The following is an 18,144-nucleotide window of genomic DNA, read 5'->3' as shown; positions in this document are numbered from 1 at the left end:
TTTAATTTAAAAAACAGGAAAAGCGCTTGACCTAAATGGGAAATAGGCCAAGCTTCAGGATTAGAAAATGTCAAAAGTTTGTTTTTTCGTTTCTAAATCGGCATTAAATCGGGCGCGTTTTAAATATTTCCCCTTGCCTGGTTTTCCTACAAATTGTTTATCGCGAATGACATATTCGCCGCGGGAAAGAACTGTTACAGGTTCACCGGTCACCTTCATCCCTTCAAGCGCACTGTAGTCAACATTCATATGGTGGGTATTGACTGATAAGGTTCTTTCAACTTTAGGATCAAAAATAACGATATCCGCATCGCTGCCAGGCGCTATTGTGCCTTTTTTCGGGAACAAACCAAAAAGCTTTGCGGCTCTTGTAGAAACCAAATCTACAAATTCGTTTAGAGTAATACGCCCTTTCTTTACCCCCTCTGAAAAAAGAACACTGACCCGATCCTCAACAAACGGACCGCCGTTAGGAATTTTTGAAAAATCATCTTTTCCAAGGTCCTTTTGCCCTTTAAAATCAAATGAACATTGATCGGAGCCAATCGTTTGCAACTGTCCGCTTTTTAATGCATGCCATAAAACATCCTGATGGAATTTCTCTCTTAATGGCGGGGACCAAACATATTTTGCACCTTCAAAATTCGGTTTTTCCAGATAGGATTGATCAAGCACTAAATATTGCGGGCATGTTTCACCCCACACTTGGTACCCTTTGCTTCGGGCATTTGCTATTTGTTCGACTGCTTCTTGACAAGTCACATGAACAACATATAACTGAGAGTTTGCGAGACCCGTCAGTTTCGCCGCACGCCCTGTCGCCTCCCCTTCAGCTTCTGATGGCCGGGTCAGTGCATGGTAAATCGGCTCGGTATGTCCTTCTTCTAATGCTTTCTTAGTTAAATGTTCAATAACATCGCCGTTTTCGGCATGAACCATGACGAGCGCCCCGTGTTCCTTGGCAGTAATTAATGTTCTAAATAAAGTTTCGTCATCCGCCTGAAAAACATTTTTATAAGCCATGAAAACTTTAAAGGATGTAATGCCTTCTTCTTTAATGATTACAGGTAACTCTTCTAAAACTTTGTCATTGATTTCGCCGATCATTAAATGGAAGCTATAGTCAATAACCGCTTTATCATTTGATTTCTTATGCCATTTCTCGATAGCGCTTTTTAATGATTTTCCTTTATCAGTCAGGCAAAAATCTATGATTGTTGTCGTTCCCCCATAAGCGGCAGCGATTGTTCCTGTTTCAAAGTCATCCTTTGTCACTGTTCCTCCGAAAGGCATTTCCATATGGGTATGCGGATCAACACCGCCGGGGAAAACATACATACCTTTGGCATCAACGATTTCCGCATCAGAATCGGATAAGTTGCCGCCTATGCTTTTCACCTTATCATTTTCTATAAGAATATCAGCATGATAAGTATCAGCTGCAGTTACAACTGTTCCATTTTTAATGATTTTTTTCATATAAAAAACCCCCATATCCATTAGATAAATCTAATAAACTAATAAACCGGATTTTGAATCGCTTTTTGCCGTTCATTCCATGTCATTGACGGAAGTGTTCGCGGAAGCTCTACCATATCAATCGCACCCTCAACAGGACAGACATTCGAGCAAAGGTTGCAGCCGACACATTCCTCTTCCCGCACTTCTAGATATTTCTTGCCATTGTTATCCGTTAACATATCAATGCACTGATGAGCAGTATCTTCACAGGCAATATGGCATTTATTGCAGTTAATACAAATATCATTGTTTATCCGGGCAACAAGTTTATAATTTAAATCAAGGTCTCCCCAATCAGTGAATCTATGAACGGATTTTCCTATAAGCTCATTAACAGATGACAGGCCTTTTTCTTCCAGATAATGATTTAATCCATCAATCATATCCTCGACTATTCTAAATCCATGATGCATGGCAGCCGTACACACTTGAACCCCCGTTGCTCCCATTAACATGAACTCAACAGCATCTTGCCATGTGGAAATACCGCCAATACCGGATATAGGCACATTAATTTTTGGATGTCTTGCACATTCGGCTACCATATTAAGGGCTATCGGCTTCACCGCCGGACCGCAATACCCTCCATGCGCCCCTTTTCCGGCTACACTTGGTATCGTCTCCCATGTATCAAAATCGACCCCTGCCAAACTATTAATTGTATTAATCATGCTTACCGCATCAGCACCTCCCTGAACAGCTGATGCTGCAGTAACGGTGATGTCAGTAATATTAGGCGTCAGTTTTACAATCACCGGGACTTGCGACACCTCTTTCACCCACATCGTTTGTTTTTTAACTAAATCCGGCTGCTGACCTGAAGCCGATCCCATACCTCTTTCAGACATGCCGTGCGGACAGCCAAAGTTGAGTTCAAAGCCATCAACGCCAACATCTTGAACTCTTTTTACAATTTCATGCCATTTTTCTCTTTTTGGTTCCACCATTAATGAAGCAACAATCGCATGATTAGGAAAAAGTTTCTTTGTTTCATAGATTTCCTTTAGATTTTCATCGAGCGGTCGGTCAGTGATTAATTCAATATTATTAAATCCAAACATTCGCTGACCGTTATAATGAAAACCTGCAAAACGCGAAGTTACATTTAAAATTGGATCTCCAAGTGTTTTCCAGACTGCCCCTCCCCATCCGGCTTCAAAAGCACGTTGGACTTGATAACCGGAATTAGTTGGCGGTGCTGAGGCAAGCCAATACGGATTTGGCGATTTAATTCCGGCCAGATCAATACTTAAATCTGCCATACTCAGCCTCCTCGAAATCTGATATTTTGGCACCCTCAAAAGGCTTAAACGCTTTTCGCTTGCCTTTCTTTAAAATCCTTATGAACAGCGTATGCCATCTCTTTACCCTGTTGAGCTGCCGAGACAACCATCGCTTCACCGCTGCCTTTCCCAAAAATAACATCACCAGCGGCATATACTTTTGAATTTGAAGTTTGGAAACTTTTTGGATTTACTTCTACAACGCCATGTCTATGTTTAATGCCCAATGATTCGATTAATTTTATATATCGGGTTTGACCGATCGCCTTTACAATAACATCTACATCCATTAGAAATTCCGAGCCTTTCATTTCAACAGGGCGGCGCCTGCCGTCATGCGCCGTATCTCCTAATGTCATCCGGATACATTCCAGCTGTTTAACACGGCCATTTTCATCGCCAATGATCCTTTTTGGATTCGTTAACCATCTGAATTCAACACCATCAAGTTTTGCAAATTCATATTCAAAACCATAAGCGCTCATTTCTTCTTTTGTTCTGCGATATAAAATTTGCACATTTTCAGCACCCAGTCTAACAGAGCAAGTCGCACCATCGATCGCTGTATTACCTGCACCAATGACAGCGACACGTTTCCCGGCAAAATGCTTTGAAAGACTTTGCGGTCCTTTTGTTTTGACTTCCTCTACCAAATCAATCGCATCATATATTCCTTCCAGTTCTTCTCCCTTAATTCCAAGCATAGGGACTTTTGACATTCCTATCGTTAATATGACAGCATCATAATTGTTCATTATTTCATCTATTGAAATATCTTTTCCAACCTCTGTGTTCGTCCGAATGTCAACACCGAGACTTTCAATCTGTTTAACTTCCCATAAAGAAATCGTTTGCGGCAGACGGAACGGGACAATACCGTATGTATCTAATCCTCCTGCCTTATCTTTCGCTTCAAAAATAGTCACTTGATGTCCCAGCAGGGCAAGCTCCCTGGAAGCTGACAAACCAGCCGGTCCGGCGCCGATAATCGCAATACTTTTACCAATTTTATGACCCGGCTTAAATAATACCTGTTCATTTTTAATTGCCCAGTCGGTTGCATAACGCTGCAAGTTGCCGATCATTATCGGCTTCGTTGAATAATTTAATACACAAGCCCCTTCGCACAATTCCTCAGTCGGGCAAACACGCGCACAGCTTGCTCCGATGGGATTGGCTTCCATAATCGTTTTTGCTGAACCTTTTAAATTCCCAGAAGCTATTTTTTTAATAAATGAAGGGATATTAATGCCAGTCGGACAAGCATTAATACACGGGGCATCATAACAATATAGACAGCGGTTTGCCTCTTCTGATGCCTCCTGAGTATTAAAGCCCGGCGACACTTCCTCAAAATTTTTTTCCAGAACGTCTGAAACTATAGGCGGTTGTATTGACTTACCGCTCATACAAACCCTCCCATTCATCTATTTTTGAGTACACTTTAAATGGTGTTCAAAAAGGAGGACAAAAAGAGCCGAGAAGTTCAAGGAAGCGCAGCCTCCGAGCACCGGAGCGTATTCCTTTAATACGTGAGGAGCGGAGGAGCAAGCTGACGCGGAAATTCGACAGCTATTTTTCCCGGACTTTTTGAACATCCTTTTTAAGGAATAAGACTGCTCATATCATGATAGGTCTCAGGTCTTCTATCACGGAAAAATTGCCACGTATCCCTGACTTCCCTTATCAATTTTTTATTCATTTCTCCAATAACAACCTCATCCTTATCACGGCTGCCCATTGCCACGAAATTTCCGCGCGGATCAACGAGATAAGATTGTCCGTAAAATTCTCCCATATTCCATGGAGATTCTATCCCGACACGGTTAATCGCAGCAAGGTAATAACCGTTTGCCACAGCATGCGCCGGCTGTTCCAGTTTCCATAAATACTCGGATAATCCAGCTACTGTAGCGGATGGGTTAAAAACAATCTCCGCTCCGTTTAACCCTAGTAATCTTGCCCCTTCAGGGAAATGACGATCATAACAAATATAGACGCCCACCTTTGCGAACGCTGTATCAAACACCGGATAGCCAAGATTTCCCGGTTTAAAATAATATTTTTCTAAAAAGCCGTGCCCCTCTTCATCGACTGTCACTTGCGGAATATGCTGTTTGCGATATTTCCCGAGATACGAGCCATCGGCATCAATAACTGCCGCCGTATTATAATAGGTTGCTATACCCTCTCTTTCATAAACAGGTAAAATAATAACCGTCTCAAGTTCACGGGCTAACTCTTGAAACAATCTAGTCGTTGGTCCATTTGGCACTTCTTCTGCCGAATCATACCATTTTGTATTTTGTTCCGCGCAAAAATATGGTCCATAAAAAACTTCTTGTAAACAAATGATTTGCGCACCCGAATCTTTTGCCTGACGCACAAGTTTTAAATGCTTTTCTATCGCTTTTTCTTTGTGAACGTCAACAGGTTCATGCCCATCGACATCATGGGAAGCTTGAATTAAGCCAATCTTTACTTTGGTACTCACCATAGATCCTCCTTATCCTTGAACAGACATAAATGTATGCTAATTAAAGTCCAATTCTAACTAAGACATTCAAAAAAGATACCACCCCCTTATTAAAAGTAAAATTCAAAACAGATTTGATATTATTGATGCAGACTTGGTCACCCTTTCTAGTAAGGATATTAGATATAAAGCCAAACAATGACATATATTAAAAAATTTTAAGGAGGCTTCTTGTTTTTTATGCACTTGGCATTAAAATAAGAAGCCTCCTTTTGTAAGGATTAAGCGGGACCCAAAAGTTTGACACCCGCTTAACGTATCCATCAAATCTATAAAAATCTCCTTATACTCTTGTCACTTGCGGCGCTGTCTTTTCAATAACCTCCCAGTTCATGCCCCTTTCTCTTAATCTTTTTAAAAAAGGTTTTGGTTCTATTAATTCAGGGGGAATACAGCCTTTTTCGTTTAAGCTGCCATCTGCCATGAGATCAACAGCAACAGCCGGAGGAATGCCGGTTTGCCAAACTGTCGCTTGAAAACCTGTGTGTTGATAGACCTCATCATGATTGGCCATCGTATAGACATAAATTTCTTTTATTCTATTATCTTTAGTTCCTTTTACAAATGCGCCAATACATGAGTACCCGTGAATTTTTCCGGCAAGTTCATCCGGTTTTGGCATCAAGGCAACAACTACGTCCTTTGGACAAATTTTTACCCCTTTAACTTCAACTGCCTTGTCACTGTCTAAACCAAGATAACCAATCGCTTTAACCGTGTTAACAAAGTCAGGATCCAAAACATATTTAAATTCAACATATTTGCAGCCTTTAGGCCTGCCGATCGTTTCACCAAGTGTTGCAACTTCTTCATGTTCAACGTTGTAAGCATCTATTAAGCCAATCGGTTCAGGGAATTCAAGTTTCTCCTTATTCCAAAATGGCGCCGGGTAAGTTGTCTCACCTTTTTCTTCTGTCCAATAATTCGGTTTTGCCAGACATTCTTCGACAGCAATTTGCGGACTAAACAACGAACAAAATCCATCGTAATCTATCTCAGAATTATCGCCGTCCCGAATCGAAATAAGCTCTACCGTATCCAGCTGATCGACAGCGTACCTAGCTGCAATATTAGAGAATCCGGGATCGCATCCAAGACCCATGATGCCTAAGATCCCGGATTCCTTAAATTCATCATTCCAGTTAAGCTGTTCTTTAAGATCTTCCATTGAATGACTGGCCATATCAATATAGTTGGTTTTGGTTTTTAAACAAGCTTTCATCACATTAAAATTAAACGCTGGGAGACCGGCATGTAAGACAACATCAATATCGCTAAAAGCATCAACCATCATTTGAAGGCTGCTGGCATCAATTTTTTTGACGATAATATCCGCTTTCGTTTGATCACGAAGTTTTTCTGCTAATTTTTCCGCTGAATGGGTGACAATATCTCCGAGTAAAAGTTGATCAAGATAATCAGCCTTTACAATTTCTGAAGCAAACACTTGGCCAACACCGCCAACGCCTAACACGGCAACTTTCATGGTATTCCTCCTCGAATATTTTCATAGTATAAAAGTTTTACTCCCTTAATCCAAAAATGTTTATAAAATGAATGGTTGTGATTGATTAACCTTTCAACCCCCAATTCAAACAGGTATTTTTGTTGAATCACTTTAGTTTCCACCCCCCTAAATTCACAATAGTCAATTTATTATACTTATATTCCACAACAGGCTTAATTACCTTGCACCTGTTGTTCAGTTTCCTTTTTGAAGGTCAATCGTTTTAACGGCTTCAGTGCCGGGGAATCCCCGACACTGAATATCCCCATTTTTCAGTTCTCTTATACAGTTGCCATTTGCGTTACTGGAGAAGTTTTCTCTATGACGTCCCAATACATGCCTCTTTCTTTCAAACGGGTTAAGAAAGGTACAGGGTCAATTAATTCAGGTGGAATACAGCCTTTGTCATTTAATTTACCTTGCGCAAGTAAATCAACTGCTACGGCCGGAGGAAGCCCCGTTTGCCAAACGGTTGCTTGATGACCGGTTTTTTCATAGATTTCATCATGGTTAGCCATTGTATATACGAAGAATTCTTTCTTTTTATCATCTTTTGTTCCTTTTACGGCAGCCCCGATGCAAGAGTAACCATGAATTTTCCCGGCTAATTCAGTCGGCTTTGGCATCTTTGCAACGACAACATCTTTTGGAGAAACTTTTGTTCCTTTAACATTGATATCTTTGTCGCTATTCAGACCCAGGTAACCGATTGCTTTAACGGTGTTAACAAAATCAGGATCCAAGGCGTATTTAAAATCAACGTATTGACAACCTTTGGTTTTACCGATTGTATCTCCTAATGTTGTTGCTTCTTCATGTTCAACATTGTAGCAATCTAAGAGGCCAATAGGTTCAGGGAATTCAAATTTCTCTCTATTAGCAAAAGGTTCCGGCAAGAAAGATAACCCTTTGTCAGCAGTCCAGTAATTTGGCTTTGCTAAACATTCTTCGATAGCTGTTTGCGGGCTGAACAGTGAGCAGAATCCATTATAATCAATTTCGGAATTGTCGCCATCACGAATCAGAATTTCATCAACATGATCCAACTGATCAACAGCATATCTTGCCGCTATATTTGAAAAACCCGGGTCACAGCCAAGACCCATGATGCTGAGAATGCCTGCGGCTTTGAATTTATCGTTCCATTGCAGTTGTTCCTTAAGGCCTGCAGGGCTTGCACAAGCCATGTCAATATAATTTGTTGCTGTATTTATGCAGGCTTCCATAACATTGAAGTTAAACGCCGGGAGCCCTGCATGTAAGACGACATCGATGCCTTTAAGCACTTTTTCAATCTCTTCGACTTTACCTGCGTCTACTTTTTTTACAATAATTTCAGCTTTAGCTTGATGACGAAGTTTTCCTGCTAATTTTTCAGCACCCTCTGTGACAATATCTCCAAGCAATAATTGATCCAGATAATCCGCCTTTACAATTTCGGAAGCAAATACTTGACCAACACCGCCTACGCCTAAAACTGCTACTTTCACGATATTCCTCCTCGTATCTTTTCATAGTTTAATAGATTTTAATTATTTTCTATGACTTTTGAAAACTTGGCTGATATAAAAAAGTATTTAGGCTGATTGAATGTCCCGCCTCCAATCTCTTTTTTTAAAATCAACGTGTCGGCTTGCTTCCCACCCCCCTTAAGGCGGCCAGTTTTAAAGTTTAATCTGATCAATTTCCTTTTGATACTCTATGGGATCTTCGTTAAATTCTTTCATATTAATACGCGGCAGTTTCTTTGTTGGCCTTTTAAACCAATCTTTTTCCTTAATGGCGTAGTAAACCATGATAGGAATGCCTATGATAAATGATAACAGTGCCGGCAGAGAACTTGTGAAACCGCTGTCTATCAGGACTTCAGCACCTACTACAAGCAGATAGATACCGCTTAATAATGGAAAGATAAACCCTAAAACGATTGTTGACCAATTATTTAAATTCCTTCTCATGTACCACGCGCAGGCAATGCCTGTAATGCCGTAGTAGTACGCAACCATAATCCCAGCGTTATTCAATGCACTGTCCAAGAAATGACCAACGCTGGAACTGAGGTTAAGCAAAAATATCCCGATCAAGCTGATAACTCCTATTATTGCTGTACCAAGCCAAGGGGTCTTCCAGGATTGATGAACGCGGGCAAATACTTTTGGAAATACTTTGTCGCGCGCCATTTCCAGTGTGACGCGGGCGGTTGGCAGCAAACTCGTTTCTAAAGTCGCAAGGGTAGATGACATGACACAAAGAATCATGATGTCATTCCATGGATAGGGAACGAGCCTGGTTGCTACATAATTAAGAATATCCGCTTGGTGGTCAGCAATAACTTTTGCGGGTAACAATGCTTGAACAGACAGAGCAACGATCATAAAGATGACAAGCAAACCTACAGTAGCCCAAATACCGGCCCAACCCGGATTTGTGCTGGCGTCTTTGGATTCCTCTCCAAGATTCGTGATACTGTCAACACCCCAATAAAAAAAGATGGCGATGGTTGTTGCACTCGCAAATGTAGCAAAATCACCATGAAACTTAAACCAGCTCCATGAAATATGGCTTGATCCTGGGACATTCAAAGCATAAGCATTATACAAAGCAATAATCGCAAAGACGATTAAGGCCACATATTCAATAAGAAGCAGGACCCATTGAAATTTTATAGTGATTTCAATTCCCTTTATAACAATGAGGGAGACAACCACAAACCAAGCTGCTGAAATAATGGATACTAAAAATGTATTGGTTGCTAAACTTGAATCAAATAAATCAAGTGTATAAGTCCCAACCGGAATTGAACCCGATATGAGCTGCAAGACATCTGCGGCAATGATTGCCCAACCGGCCATATAGCCCAAATAACGGTTCATGCCTCCGCCAACCCATGTATAGATGCCCCCTGCACTTGGACCGTAATACTTGTTCATATAAAAGAAAGCGCAAGCAATACCGAGAATTGGCAAAAAATTAATCAAAAGCACTGAAGGGGACATAAACCCAACGATGACAATCAGCGAACCGAATGACACCGCCAATGAATAGGCAGGTGCAGTCGATGCGATACCGACAACAGTATTATCGAACATGTTGATAGAATTTGATTTTAGTTTTACGTTCGAGGAATCAGGCATATTCAGCCCTCCTTAGATAATTTACTTTTTCACGCACCTTTCTGTCTTTTCAAAGAAGAAAAAATGATCGATAGCTTAATCAAACCAACCCGTTGGCTCAACTTTCAAATTATTGATAATTTGTTTGACTTCTGTATATTCCTCTAAACCGTAGGTTCCCAATTCTCTGCCCAGGCCGCTTTGCTTATAGCCGCCCCAAGGTCCTTCAATGAGGTTTTGCTCATATGTGTTAATCCATGTAACACCGGCCCGAATCCCTTTGGCAACCCTTTCAGCCTTGGCCCCATCTGTTGTAAAAATACCAGCCGCAAGCCCGTAAGACGTTCCATTAGCCAACTCCAGAGCTTCTTCTTCATTTTCAAAAGGAATGACACATAACACCGGGCCAAAAATTTCTTCTTGGGCAATCCGGGATTTTGGATCAACATTAACAAAGATCGTCGGTTCTACAAAAAATCCTTTTTCCCGGCCCTGATCCGTTAATCTTGTTCCGCCGACAGCGATTTCAGCACCATCCTCAACGCCAATCTTGATATAATTCAGCACTTTTTCCATCTGTTTTTGGCTGATTAGCGGACCTATTTGCGAAGCTTCATCGAACCCGTTTCCAACTCTGATTTTTTCTGTACGCTTAACAAGCTCCTCAATAAATCGCGGGTAAATTGACTTTTCCACTAACAATCTGGAACCAGCTGAACAGACTTGACCTGTATTGTTATAAATCGCAAACATCGCATAATCGACAGCGGTTTCAAAATCAGCGTCAGCAAACACAATGTTTGGTGATTTCCCGCCTAATTCCAGAGAAACCTTTTTCAAATTACCAACGGCATTTTGTAAAATAGCCTTGCCGGTGACTGTACCGCCGGTAAATCCAATCTTATCTACTAATGGACTTTCGACAAGCGGCTGCCCGGCTTCAGGACCATAGCCAACCAATAAATTAACGACTCCGGGAGGAAATCCAGCCTCGTCTATTAATTCAAATAATCGGATAGCTGTCAGCGGTGTGAGTTCTGATGGTTTTAAAATACATACATTGCCTGCCGCGAGCGCCGGTGCAAGTTTCCAGGCAGCCATCAAGAGCGGATAATTCCATGGAATAATTTGTCCGCATACACCAATGGGTTCACGAACAATTTTTGACGTTAAAGGCGCATCGGCTTCAATTGTTTCGCCGGATAAAGCCGTTGCCAGTCCTGCATAGTACTTGAATGTTCTAATCGTAAAGTCGATGTCTCCTAAACTTTCACGCAAGGTTTTCCCATTGTTCTCTGTCTCAAGCCTGGCAAATTCCTCGCGATGTTCCTCTATTTTATTAGCCAACTTGTAAAGAAGCTCTGACCTTTCATGTGCGGAAGTATGGCGCCAAGGCCCTTTATCAAAGGCTTCACGCGCCGCATTGATTGCCAGTTCTGCATCCTTTTCCTTAGCCGACGCCACCTCGGCAATAACTTCACCTGTCGCCGGATTATGGACAGCAATGGTTTCTTGACTGGACGCTTCCTGCCAGTTTCCATTAATGTAAAGTTTATTTACATTACTAATTAAAGTTTTTGTCATAATACCTTCCTTTCTATTTAAGGGGTCATTTATAGATTAGACAGTGTCACCAAACTACTATTTTGGTGACACTATCAAGCTTTTAAATGGCCTTTATACATGAACATGCGTCTTCGCTAACTCGTTAATATGCTTTTCAATGGCTTGAAGCACTGTGTCGATTTGCTCATAAGATATAACGGCAGGCGGCTCAATGCGGATGACCCGGGCGTTATTTAACGTTCCTCCAACCAGAATGTTGTCATCAAATAATTTTTTTGCAAGTTCGAAGCCAAGATCATTATCAGCAAATTGCATGCCGATTAATAGTCCGATGCCTCTAACGGCAGTCATAATTTCAGGGAATTGTGCTTGAATTTCTTTTAATTTATTAAGAATATACTCGCCTTTTTCGGCAGCTTGTTCTGGAATGTTTTCTTCCAAAATCGTTTTAATGCCGGCAATTGCGCCAGCGCAGCATAGCGGATTCCCGCCAAATGTAGATGAACCAAGCAAAAACGGATTCTCCTCCATTTTCTCCCAAAGATGTTCTCTGGCAACCATTGCGCCTATTGGCATAACCCCGCCGCCAAATGCTTTTGCCAGAGTCATAATATCAGGAACTACATCATAATGATCTACGCCGAACAGTTTACCAGTCCGGCCCATTCCGGTTTGAACTTCATCAACGATCAACAGACATTCGTATTGATCACAAATCTCCCTTAGGCGCGGGAAGTAATCGGCTGGCGGAATATTGACGCCGCCTTCGCCCTGGATTGGTTCAACAATGACACCGGCAACTGTTTCACCTACGGCTTGAAGGTTAGCAATCGCTTTTTCCACGGCATCTGCATCACCAAATTCAACATGCTGGAATTGTTGAATAAGCGGTACATAAGGCTCGCGGAAAGCCGCTTTACCTGTAGCTGATAAAGAGCCCATCGTTTTACCATGGAAGCCGCCGACAGTAGAGATAAACCACTTCTTACCGGTATGAAGACGCGCCAATTTCAACGCCATTTCATTAGCTTCTGTTCCGCAGTTGACAAAATAGGAATATCTTAAATCGCCCGGAGTAATTTCAGCAACTAATTTTGATAAATAACCGCGCAAAGGATCTACCAATTCCTGGCTGTGCAATGCATAACGGTGAAGCTGTGATTCGACTGCTGCTACAACCTTAGGATGACGGTGTCCTAATAAGTAAACACCATAACCGCCTAAGCAATCAATGAACTCTTTTCCTTTTGTATCGCGGAAAACAGCACCTTCGTCTTCCCACTCAACAAATGAAAAGTCTGTTGAAGCAGCTTTTCTATGTTTTAATATCGCCTTATTCACGTAATTTTCAAAGTTATAAACTGAATCTTGAACCACTTGTTCTTTTTGTTCTTCACTTAACGTTTCAGTTTGAATCAGCGAAAGAATATCTTCCGCACTTTGCAGACATTGTTCTTTACTCTTTCTCATAATTTAAATTCCTTCCTTGTTAGATTTTTAATCGTCTCACCATTATTCATGCAAGTTAAATGCCAAATTTAATTTTAAGGGTATCTTTAAATAAAAAAGATGGTTGTTTCAGCGCGAAAGCCTTATGCTCCAAGGATTTAATTATTAAAAAAGTGTTATTATAAAATTTGGAAGAATTTAAAGAGACAAAAATAAACTTCTCAAAAATGAGAAGTTTAATAATAAAGTTGCTTTATATAAACTTATAATCCCCTTTATTGACACAAATACGTCACTAATTTCTTATTTTTGATAAATCATTCTCATTATTGAGAAGTTCATATTCCTCAAACTTTCTATACAATGTTGCCAGACTGATTTTAAGTTGTGAAGCCATTTCTTTTTTGGCTTTCAATGATGTTCCATACTCATTAAGCATGTCTTTTAAAATCACTTTTTCATGCTGTCGTAAACGTTCTTTAAGAGATCCTTTTGCTGTCATGCTTACTTCTTGCTGATTAGCAATTCTCGCCGGAATGCTGGAAATTGTGATTTCGTTCTCTGTCTCCATATTGACGGCATATTCAACCGCATTTTCCAGCTCCCGGACATTCCCCGGCCAACTGTAATTTTGAAACATCTCTATCACATCAGGATGAAAGCCATTAATTGATTTAGCCAGTTTTCCTCTGATATCTTTTAAGAAATGCTCCATTAGAAGCGGTATATCTTCCTTCCTGTTTCGCAAAGGCGGAATAGAAAGCGGAATGACGTTAAGCCTAAAATATAAATCCGAGCGGAATTCACCTTCTTGAATCATGGTCTCAAGACTTTTATTTGTTGCAGCAATGACTCTTACATCTATCGGAATCATTTTTCTTCCGCCAACCCGCTCAATTACTTTATTTTGCAGTACATGAAGTAATTTGACTTGCAGGTGCAAAGGCATATCACCGATCTCATCTAAAAAAATAGTCCCGCCGTCGGCCATTTCAAATTTACCGATCTTACCTTCTTTGTTCGCCCCTGTAAAAGCCCCTTTTTCATAGCCAAACAATTCACTTTCCAGTAAAGTTTCCGGAATGGCTCCGCAATTGACTGATATAAACGGTCCATTTGCCCGGGCGCTGGCTGTATGAATGGCATTGGCAAAAAAGTCCTTGCCTGTACCGCTTTCACCGGTCAACATAATATTAGAATCACTATTACTGACCTGGTACGCCAGCTTCTTTACCTTTTTCAGAATTTTGCTTTCTCCAATGATGTCTGAAAAGGATAAGCCTTTCCTGCCTGTTGTTAAAGAGTAAGCAAGCTTCCTGACATCAGCCATCCGTCTGAATGATGAAACAACACCATATGTTTTTATATGATTTCTAATTGGCATGGCTGTCACAACCAAATGCATGTGATGGTTGTTTAATTCATAGATTTCCTCTTTTTCAGTATAGCCAACGCCTGTTTTTAAGACTTCAAGCATCGGAGAGCCTTTCCAAATTTCATCAAGCCTTTTCCCGATTAATGCTTCTTTCTTTTGCCTGATTAAAACTTCTGCAGTACGATTGCAATGAGTAATCACACCTTTTTCATCAATTGCAATGATTCCCTCATGAATGGATTCTATCAGCGTATTAAGCCGGCTTGTCGCTAACTTCCATTGCTTAACTGCTTCCCTTTCAGACACTTTGCTCGTTAATAGCTGCGCCATTCGCTGCAGGAAATTCAACATGTGCTCCTGATTATCCATTAAACGGCGATGATGAGACTCATTGAAAGCAATCAAGCCAATAACCCCGATCACTTCCCCGTTATAATCAATCGGACAGCAGATTTCAGCAACTTCTTCAACTTGACCGGTTGAAAAAGAAGGATCATAAGTGGGGTCATTACGGGCATCCTCTACAACGAAAGCTTTATTTGTTGTTAATACCCTTCCGTATAAATAACCGGCATCCTTTTCACCATGCTCTTCCTTTGTATTAATTCTATTTTTACATTGACCCGTTGCCGCAACGACCGTCATTGTCTCGTCAATAATTTCGGTCTCAATCTTTAAAGCTGCAGAAATGGCATCTGCTACTTGCTGGGCCAGCTCCTGAATCCCCATTAAGCGAGTCATTAATATCCCCTCCACAGACTAATATTATTTTAACATTTGACTGACTGTTTCGTATATTTCCAATACATATTTTAGATACTTTTGGTATTTTTAACATTAAAACAACCGCTTTTCTCTATACAAGAAAAGCGGTTCAAATTAAAGTCTTATTATTTTATGTTCGGTAAAGTCCAAATTTCATTTTCAGCTTATACTCTATTTAAATTTAATTGTTTCAATGTCATGCAATGCTTGAAGGTCTTTTGTAATTTGATTTTCTTTTATCGCTTTTATCGGATTAAGCTGGAAATCTATAATATATAGCGTGCCATTGTCGGTTTGTCTTAATTTCACCTGATATTCAGATACCGTAAGATTGTTTGCTGATAAAATATCGACAATGGCTGGTGTCATTTCATTAGAATAAGTTTGAACAGATAATTTATAAGTTTTAGTTGGCAGGACTGATTTAAAAATAAGCTTCAGCACTTCCAATCCTAAAAGAATCAGTAATGCACCAAGAATACCTACTAAATACATGCCTGCACCAATTGCTAATCCGACGGCAGAAGTGGCCCACAAACCTGCCGCTGTTGTTAACCCGCGAACGGATTGACGTTGTACAAGGATAGTGCCTGCTCCCAAAAAACCAACGCCGCTGACAACCTGTGCGGCAATCCGGCTCGGATCCAACCCTATATTATTTTGGTGTAAAATATCACCAAAAGCATATTTAGAGATAATCATGATAAGGGCGCTTCCAACTGAAACCAAAAAATGCGTTCTCAGCCCCGCTTCTTTATAGCGCCTTTCCCTCTCAAATCCAATAAGCGCCCCCAGAATACCGGCTAAAACGAGGCGAGCAATGAATTCAAACTCCATATTCATCTCTCCCTTGCCCCTTTCGATATATGTATTCCCGATTTAATGAATTATTAAATTAACTTTAAAAGAAATAAACACCAATTGCAAATTATCTAAATACGTGACATGTTGCAGTATGAATGTTGCCTTCGTGCTAATTAAAAAAGCCGCTTCTTCTTTTGATCGAAAGAAACGACTTCTTAACTGCAGACCCGGCTGTCCGGCTTTGCATTCAAAAAACGTATGTATGGTCGGGAAGACAGGATTTGAACCTGCGACCCCCACGTCCCGAACGTGGTGCTCTGCCAAGCTGAGCTACTTCCCGGCAAAATAAGTGTGATCTTAATTCCTATATTTATTATAGCACTAATAAAGAGATTTTTTATTAAAAATGCTTAAGACCAAGTTTCTATATTACAACACCCCTTCACAAAGTCACCTATCCTTAAAATCAGCATTTAATAATATAAAAATTCCTTTCAAGGCTGTTAAGTTATAACTAAATCCCTGTTAAAAGGGTGATAACATGACATATTCAATTGATGTATCTGTCAAAAAACATAAATTGACCTTATATAATGATCATCATCTTATTAAACAGTATCCAATTGCGGTAGGTAAAATGTTGACGCCTACGCCAACGGGTGTTTATAAAATTATAAATAAAGATCCCCATCCGGGCGGACCTTTTGGTGTGATGTGGATGGGGCTTTCCAAGAAGCATTACGGTATCCATGGCACGAACAATCCTTCATCAATTGGCAAGGATGTTTCTCACGGCTGCATCCGTATGTACAATCGCGATGTCCTGGAGTTATCTAAAATGGTCCCAATCGGTACGCGGGTAACAATTCATGATTAAGACTTTTTCAAGTTACAATAAAAAAAGCGAGCCACTGAATATGTTCAGCGGAAAAATCCCAAAATGAATAAAACATTGAATCTTACTTAAATATGTGCCGAATAGACTTTCTGAGCTGCTTTTACCCCCGCTCCTAAATCATATGGATATTTATAATCACTTAAAGCACATTCAATTAAAGAAACTGCCTCTAATATATCACTTGGGAAACAGTACCCCATGTGGCCGAATCTAAATATTTTTCCCTCTAATTGTCCTAATCCGCCTGCCAAATCTAAATGGTATTTCTTTTTAAGATGTTTACGAATCTCCTCTATGTCAAGCTGAGGCGGTGCACAAACGGCCGTCACGGTAGGAGATCCGTCCTGTTCATTAGTTAAAAGCGGCAGCTTTAATGCGGCCATAGCTTCACGGACCATTTTTTTCAGTAATTGATGCCTTTGTACGGTTTGTTCAAATCCTTCTGTTTCAATCATATCGCATACTTCTGAAAGTCCATAAATAAGAGAGACAGCAGGTGTGTTTGGTGTCATGTCCTTTCTATACCATTCACGGTACTGCTTTAAATCTAAATAATAAGCCGGGGCATTGTTATTTTCGATGACATGCCAAGCCTTTTTGCTAACACCTATAAAGGCCAGTCCCGGAGGAAGCATCATCGCTTTTTGTGAGCCGGTAACAAGAATATCAATACCCCAATCGTCCATTTTTGCTTGAACTCCGCCAATGCAGCTGACGCCATCAACAATAAATAACGCTTCACTATGAGCATGGACAGCCTTTGCTAAACTGTCAATTGGATTTAATACCCCTGTGGATGTTTCGTTATACGTTGCAAATACGGCCTTAATGTTCTTAAATTGTTTTAAAAATTGAGCTAAGTCATCTGCACTGCACGCTTTCCCCCACTCAATCTCTAATTTATGAACCGCAGCACCATATGTTTCACAAATTGAGACAAACCTGTCGCCAAAAGCGCCTATGGATACAACGACGACTTCGTCCCCGGGTGAAATTGTATTAACAACAGCGGCTTCCAAAACTGATGTTCCGCTCCCCGCAATGATGAATACATCTTGCTCTGTTCCAAAAATCGGCTTTATTTGATTAGATGCTTTATGAAAAAGCCGGACGAACTCTTCACTTCTATGGCTGATCATATCATGATTCATAGCTTCTTTTACTTGTTCAGGTACAGGAGTCGGACCAGGCGTTCTTAATATATTTTTATACATATTATCCCCCTTAACACTGCATATCGCAGGGAGTTTTATATTTAAAAGTTATCTTTAACAGATTTTAAATATAAAAACCCGCCTTAAAATTTTGACTCTAACCTTTCTATTTT

Annotated in this window: 13 protein-coding genes and 1 tRNA gene; 1 reads left to right on the top strand and 13 read right to left on the bottom strand. The window is 40.5% G+C overall.

Annotated elements, in window-relative coordinates; genetic code table 11:
• Window positions 1-60: 60 nt before the first annotated feature.
• From hydA to ACFQRG_RS04625, 12 genes are all read right to left on the bottom strand, one after another.
• Complete coding sequence (gene hydA / locus ACFQRG_RS04680) at window positions 61-1,479, bottom strand: dihydropyrimidinase (protein WP_380964206.1); 1,419 nt, start codon at window positions 1,477-1,479, stop codon at window positions 61-63.
• Between the two features lie 38 nt (window positions 1,480-1,517).
• Window positions 1,518-2,783 carry an NAD-dependent dihydropyrimidine dehydrogenase subunit PreA gene (gene preA, locus ACFQRG_RS04675; protein ID WP_380964204.1) on the bottom strand — a complete coding sequence of 422 codons (1,266 nt, stop codon included), beginning with the start codon at window positions 2,781-2,783 and terminating at the stop codon, window positions 1,518-1,520.
• A 44-nt stretch (window positions 2,784-2,827) separates the two neighbouring features.
• Window positions 2,828-4,213, bottom strand: a complete 1,386-nt coding sequence (locus ACFQRG_RS04670; protein ID WP_380964201.1) for an NAD(P)-dependent oxidoreductase — start codon at window positions 4,211-4,213, stop codon at window positions 2,828-2,830.
• A gap of 194 nt (window positions 4,214-4,407) precedes the next feature.
• Window positions 4,408-5,298, bottom strand: a complete 891-nt coding sequence (locus tag ACFQRG_RS04665) for a nitrilase-related carbon-nitrogen hydrolase (RefSeq protein ID WP_380964198.1) — start codon at window positions 5,296-5,298, stop codon at window positions 4,408-4,410.
• Between the two features lie 325 nt (window positions 5,299-5,623).
• Entirely contained in the window at window positions 5,624-6,826 is a 1,203-nt protein-coding gene (locus ACFQRG_RS04660) for a saccharopine dehydrogenase family protein (protein ID WP_380964196.1), read from the bottom strand.
• Between the two features lie 302 nt (window positions 6,827-7,128).
• Window positions 7,129-8,337, bottom strand: coding sequence for a saccharopine dehydrogenase family protein (locus ACFQRG_RS04655; RefSeq protein WP_380964193.1), 1,209 nt, complete (start codon window positions 8,335-8,337; stop codon window positions 7,129-7,131).
• Window positions 8,338-8,511: 174 nt separating this feature from the next.
• Window positions 8,512-9,981 carry an APC family permease gene (locus ACFQRG_RS04650; protein WP_380964190.1) on the bottom strand — a complete coding sequence of 490 codons (1,470 nt, stop codon included), beginning with the start codon at window positions 9,979-9,981 and terminating at the stop codon, window positions 8,512-8,514.
• 75 nt (window positions 9,982-10,056) lie between these two features.
• Window positions 10,057-11,544 carry an aldehyde dehydrogenase family protein gene (locus ACFQRG_RS04645; RefSeq protein ID WP_380964188.1) on the bottom strand — a complete coding sequence of 496 codons (1,488 nt, stop codon included), beginning with the start codon at window positions 11,542-11,544 and terminating at the stop codon, window positions 10,057-10,059.
• Between the two features lie 93 nt (window positions 11,545-11,637).
• On the bottom strand, window positions 11,638-12,996 hold the full coding sequence (locus ACFQRG_RS04640) for a putrescine aminotransferase (protein ID WP_380964186.1): 1,359 nt from the start codon (window positions 12,994-12,996) through the stop codon (window positions 11,638-11,640).
• A gap of 274 nt (window positions 12,997-13,270) precedes the next feature.
• A complete protein-coding gene (locus tag ACFQRG_RS04635) occupies window positions 13,271-15,091 on the bottom strand; it encodes a sigma-54-dependent Fis family transcriptional regulator (protein WP_380964184.1) in 1,821 nt (606 codons plus the stop codon).
• A gap of 195 nt (window positions 15,092-15,286) precedes the next feature.
• Window positions 15,287-15,958, bottom strand: coding sequence for an MgtC/SapB family protein (locus ACFQRG_RS04630; RefSeq protein ID WP_380964181.1), 672 nt, complete (start codon window positions 15,956-15,958; stop codon window positions 15,287-15,289).
• Window positions 15,959-16,182: 224 nt separating this feature from the next.
• Window positions 16,183-16,259: transfer RNA gene (locus tag ACFQRG_RS04625), tRNA-Pro, on the bottom strand.
• Window positions 16,260-16,460: 201 nt separating this feature from the next.
• On the opposite strand from ACFQRG_RS04625, the gene ACFQRG_RS04620 reads away from it, so the two are divergent.
• Window positions 16,461-16,796 (top strand): L,D-transpeptidase, encoded by a 336-nt coding sequence (locus ACFQRG_RS04620; RefSeq protein ID WP_380964179.1) that lies wholly within the window; start codon window positions 16,461-16,463, stop codon window positions 16,794-16,796.
• An 86-nt stretch (window positions 16,797-16,882) separates the two neighbouring features.
• Here the strand turns inward: ACFQRG_RS04620 and ACFQRG_RS04615 are convergent, their stop codons facing one another.
• Complete coding sequence (locus tag ACFQRG_RS04615) at window positions 16,883-18,031, bottom strand: pyridoxal-phosphate-dependent aminotransferase family protein (protein WP_380964177.1); 1,149 nt, start codon at window positions 18,029-18,031, stop codon at window positions 16,883-16,885.
• Between the last annotated feature and the right edge of the window lie 113 nt (window positions 18,032-18,144).

The sequence above is a fragment of the Scopulibacillus cellulosilyticus genome (assembly GCF_042665295.1).
Classification (GTDB): domain Bacteria; phylum Bacillota; class Bacilli; order Bacillales; family Sporolactobacillaceae; genus Scopulibacillus_A; species Scopulibacillus_A cellulosilyticus.
Note: the sequence above shows the minus strand (reverse complement) of the source record. Positions and strands in the feature narration are given on the sequence as shown.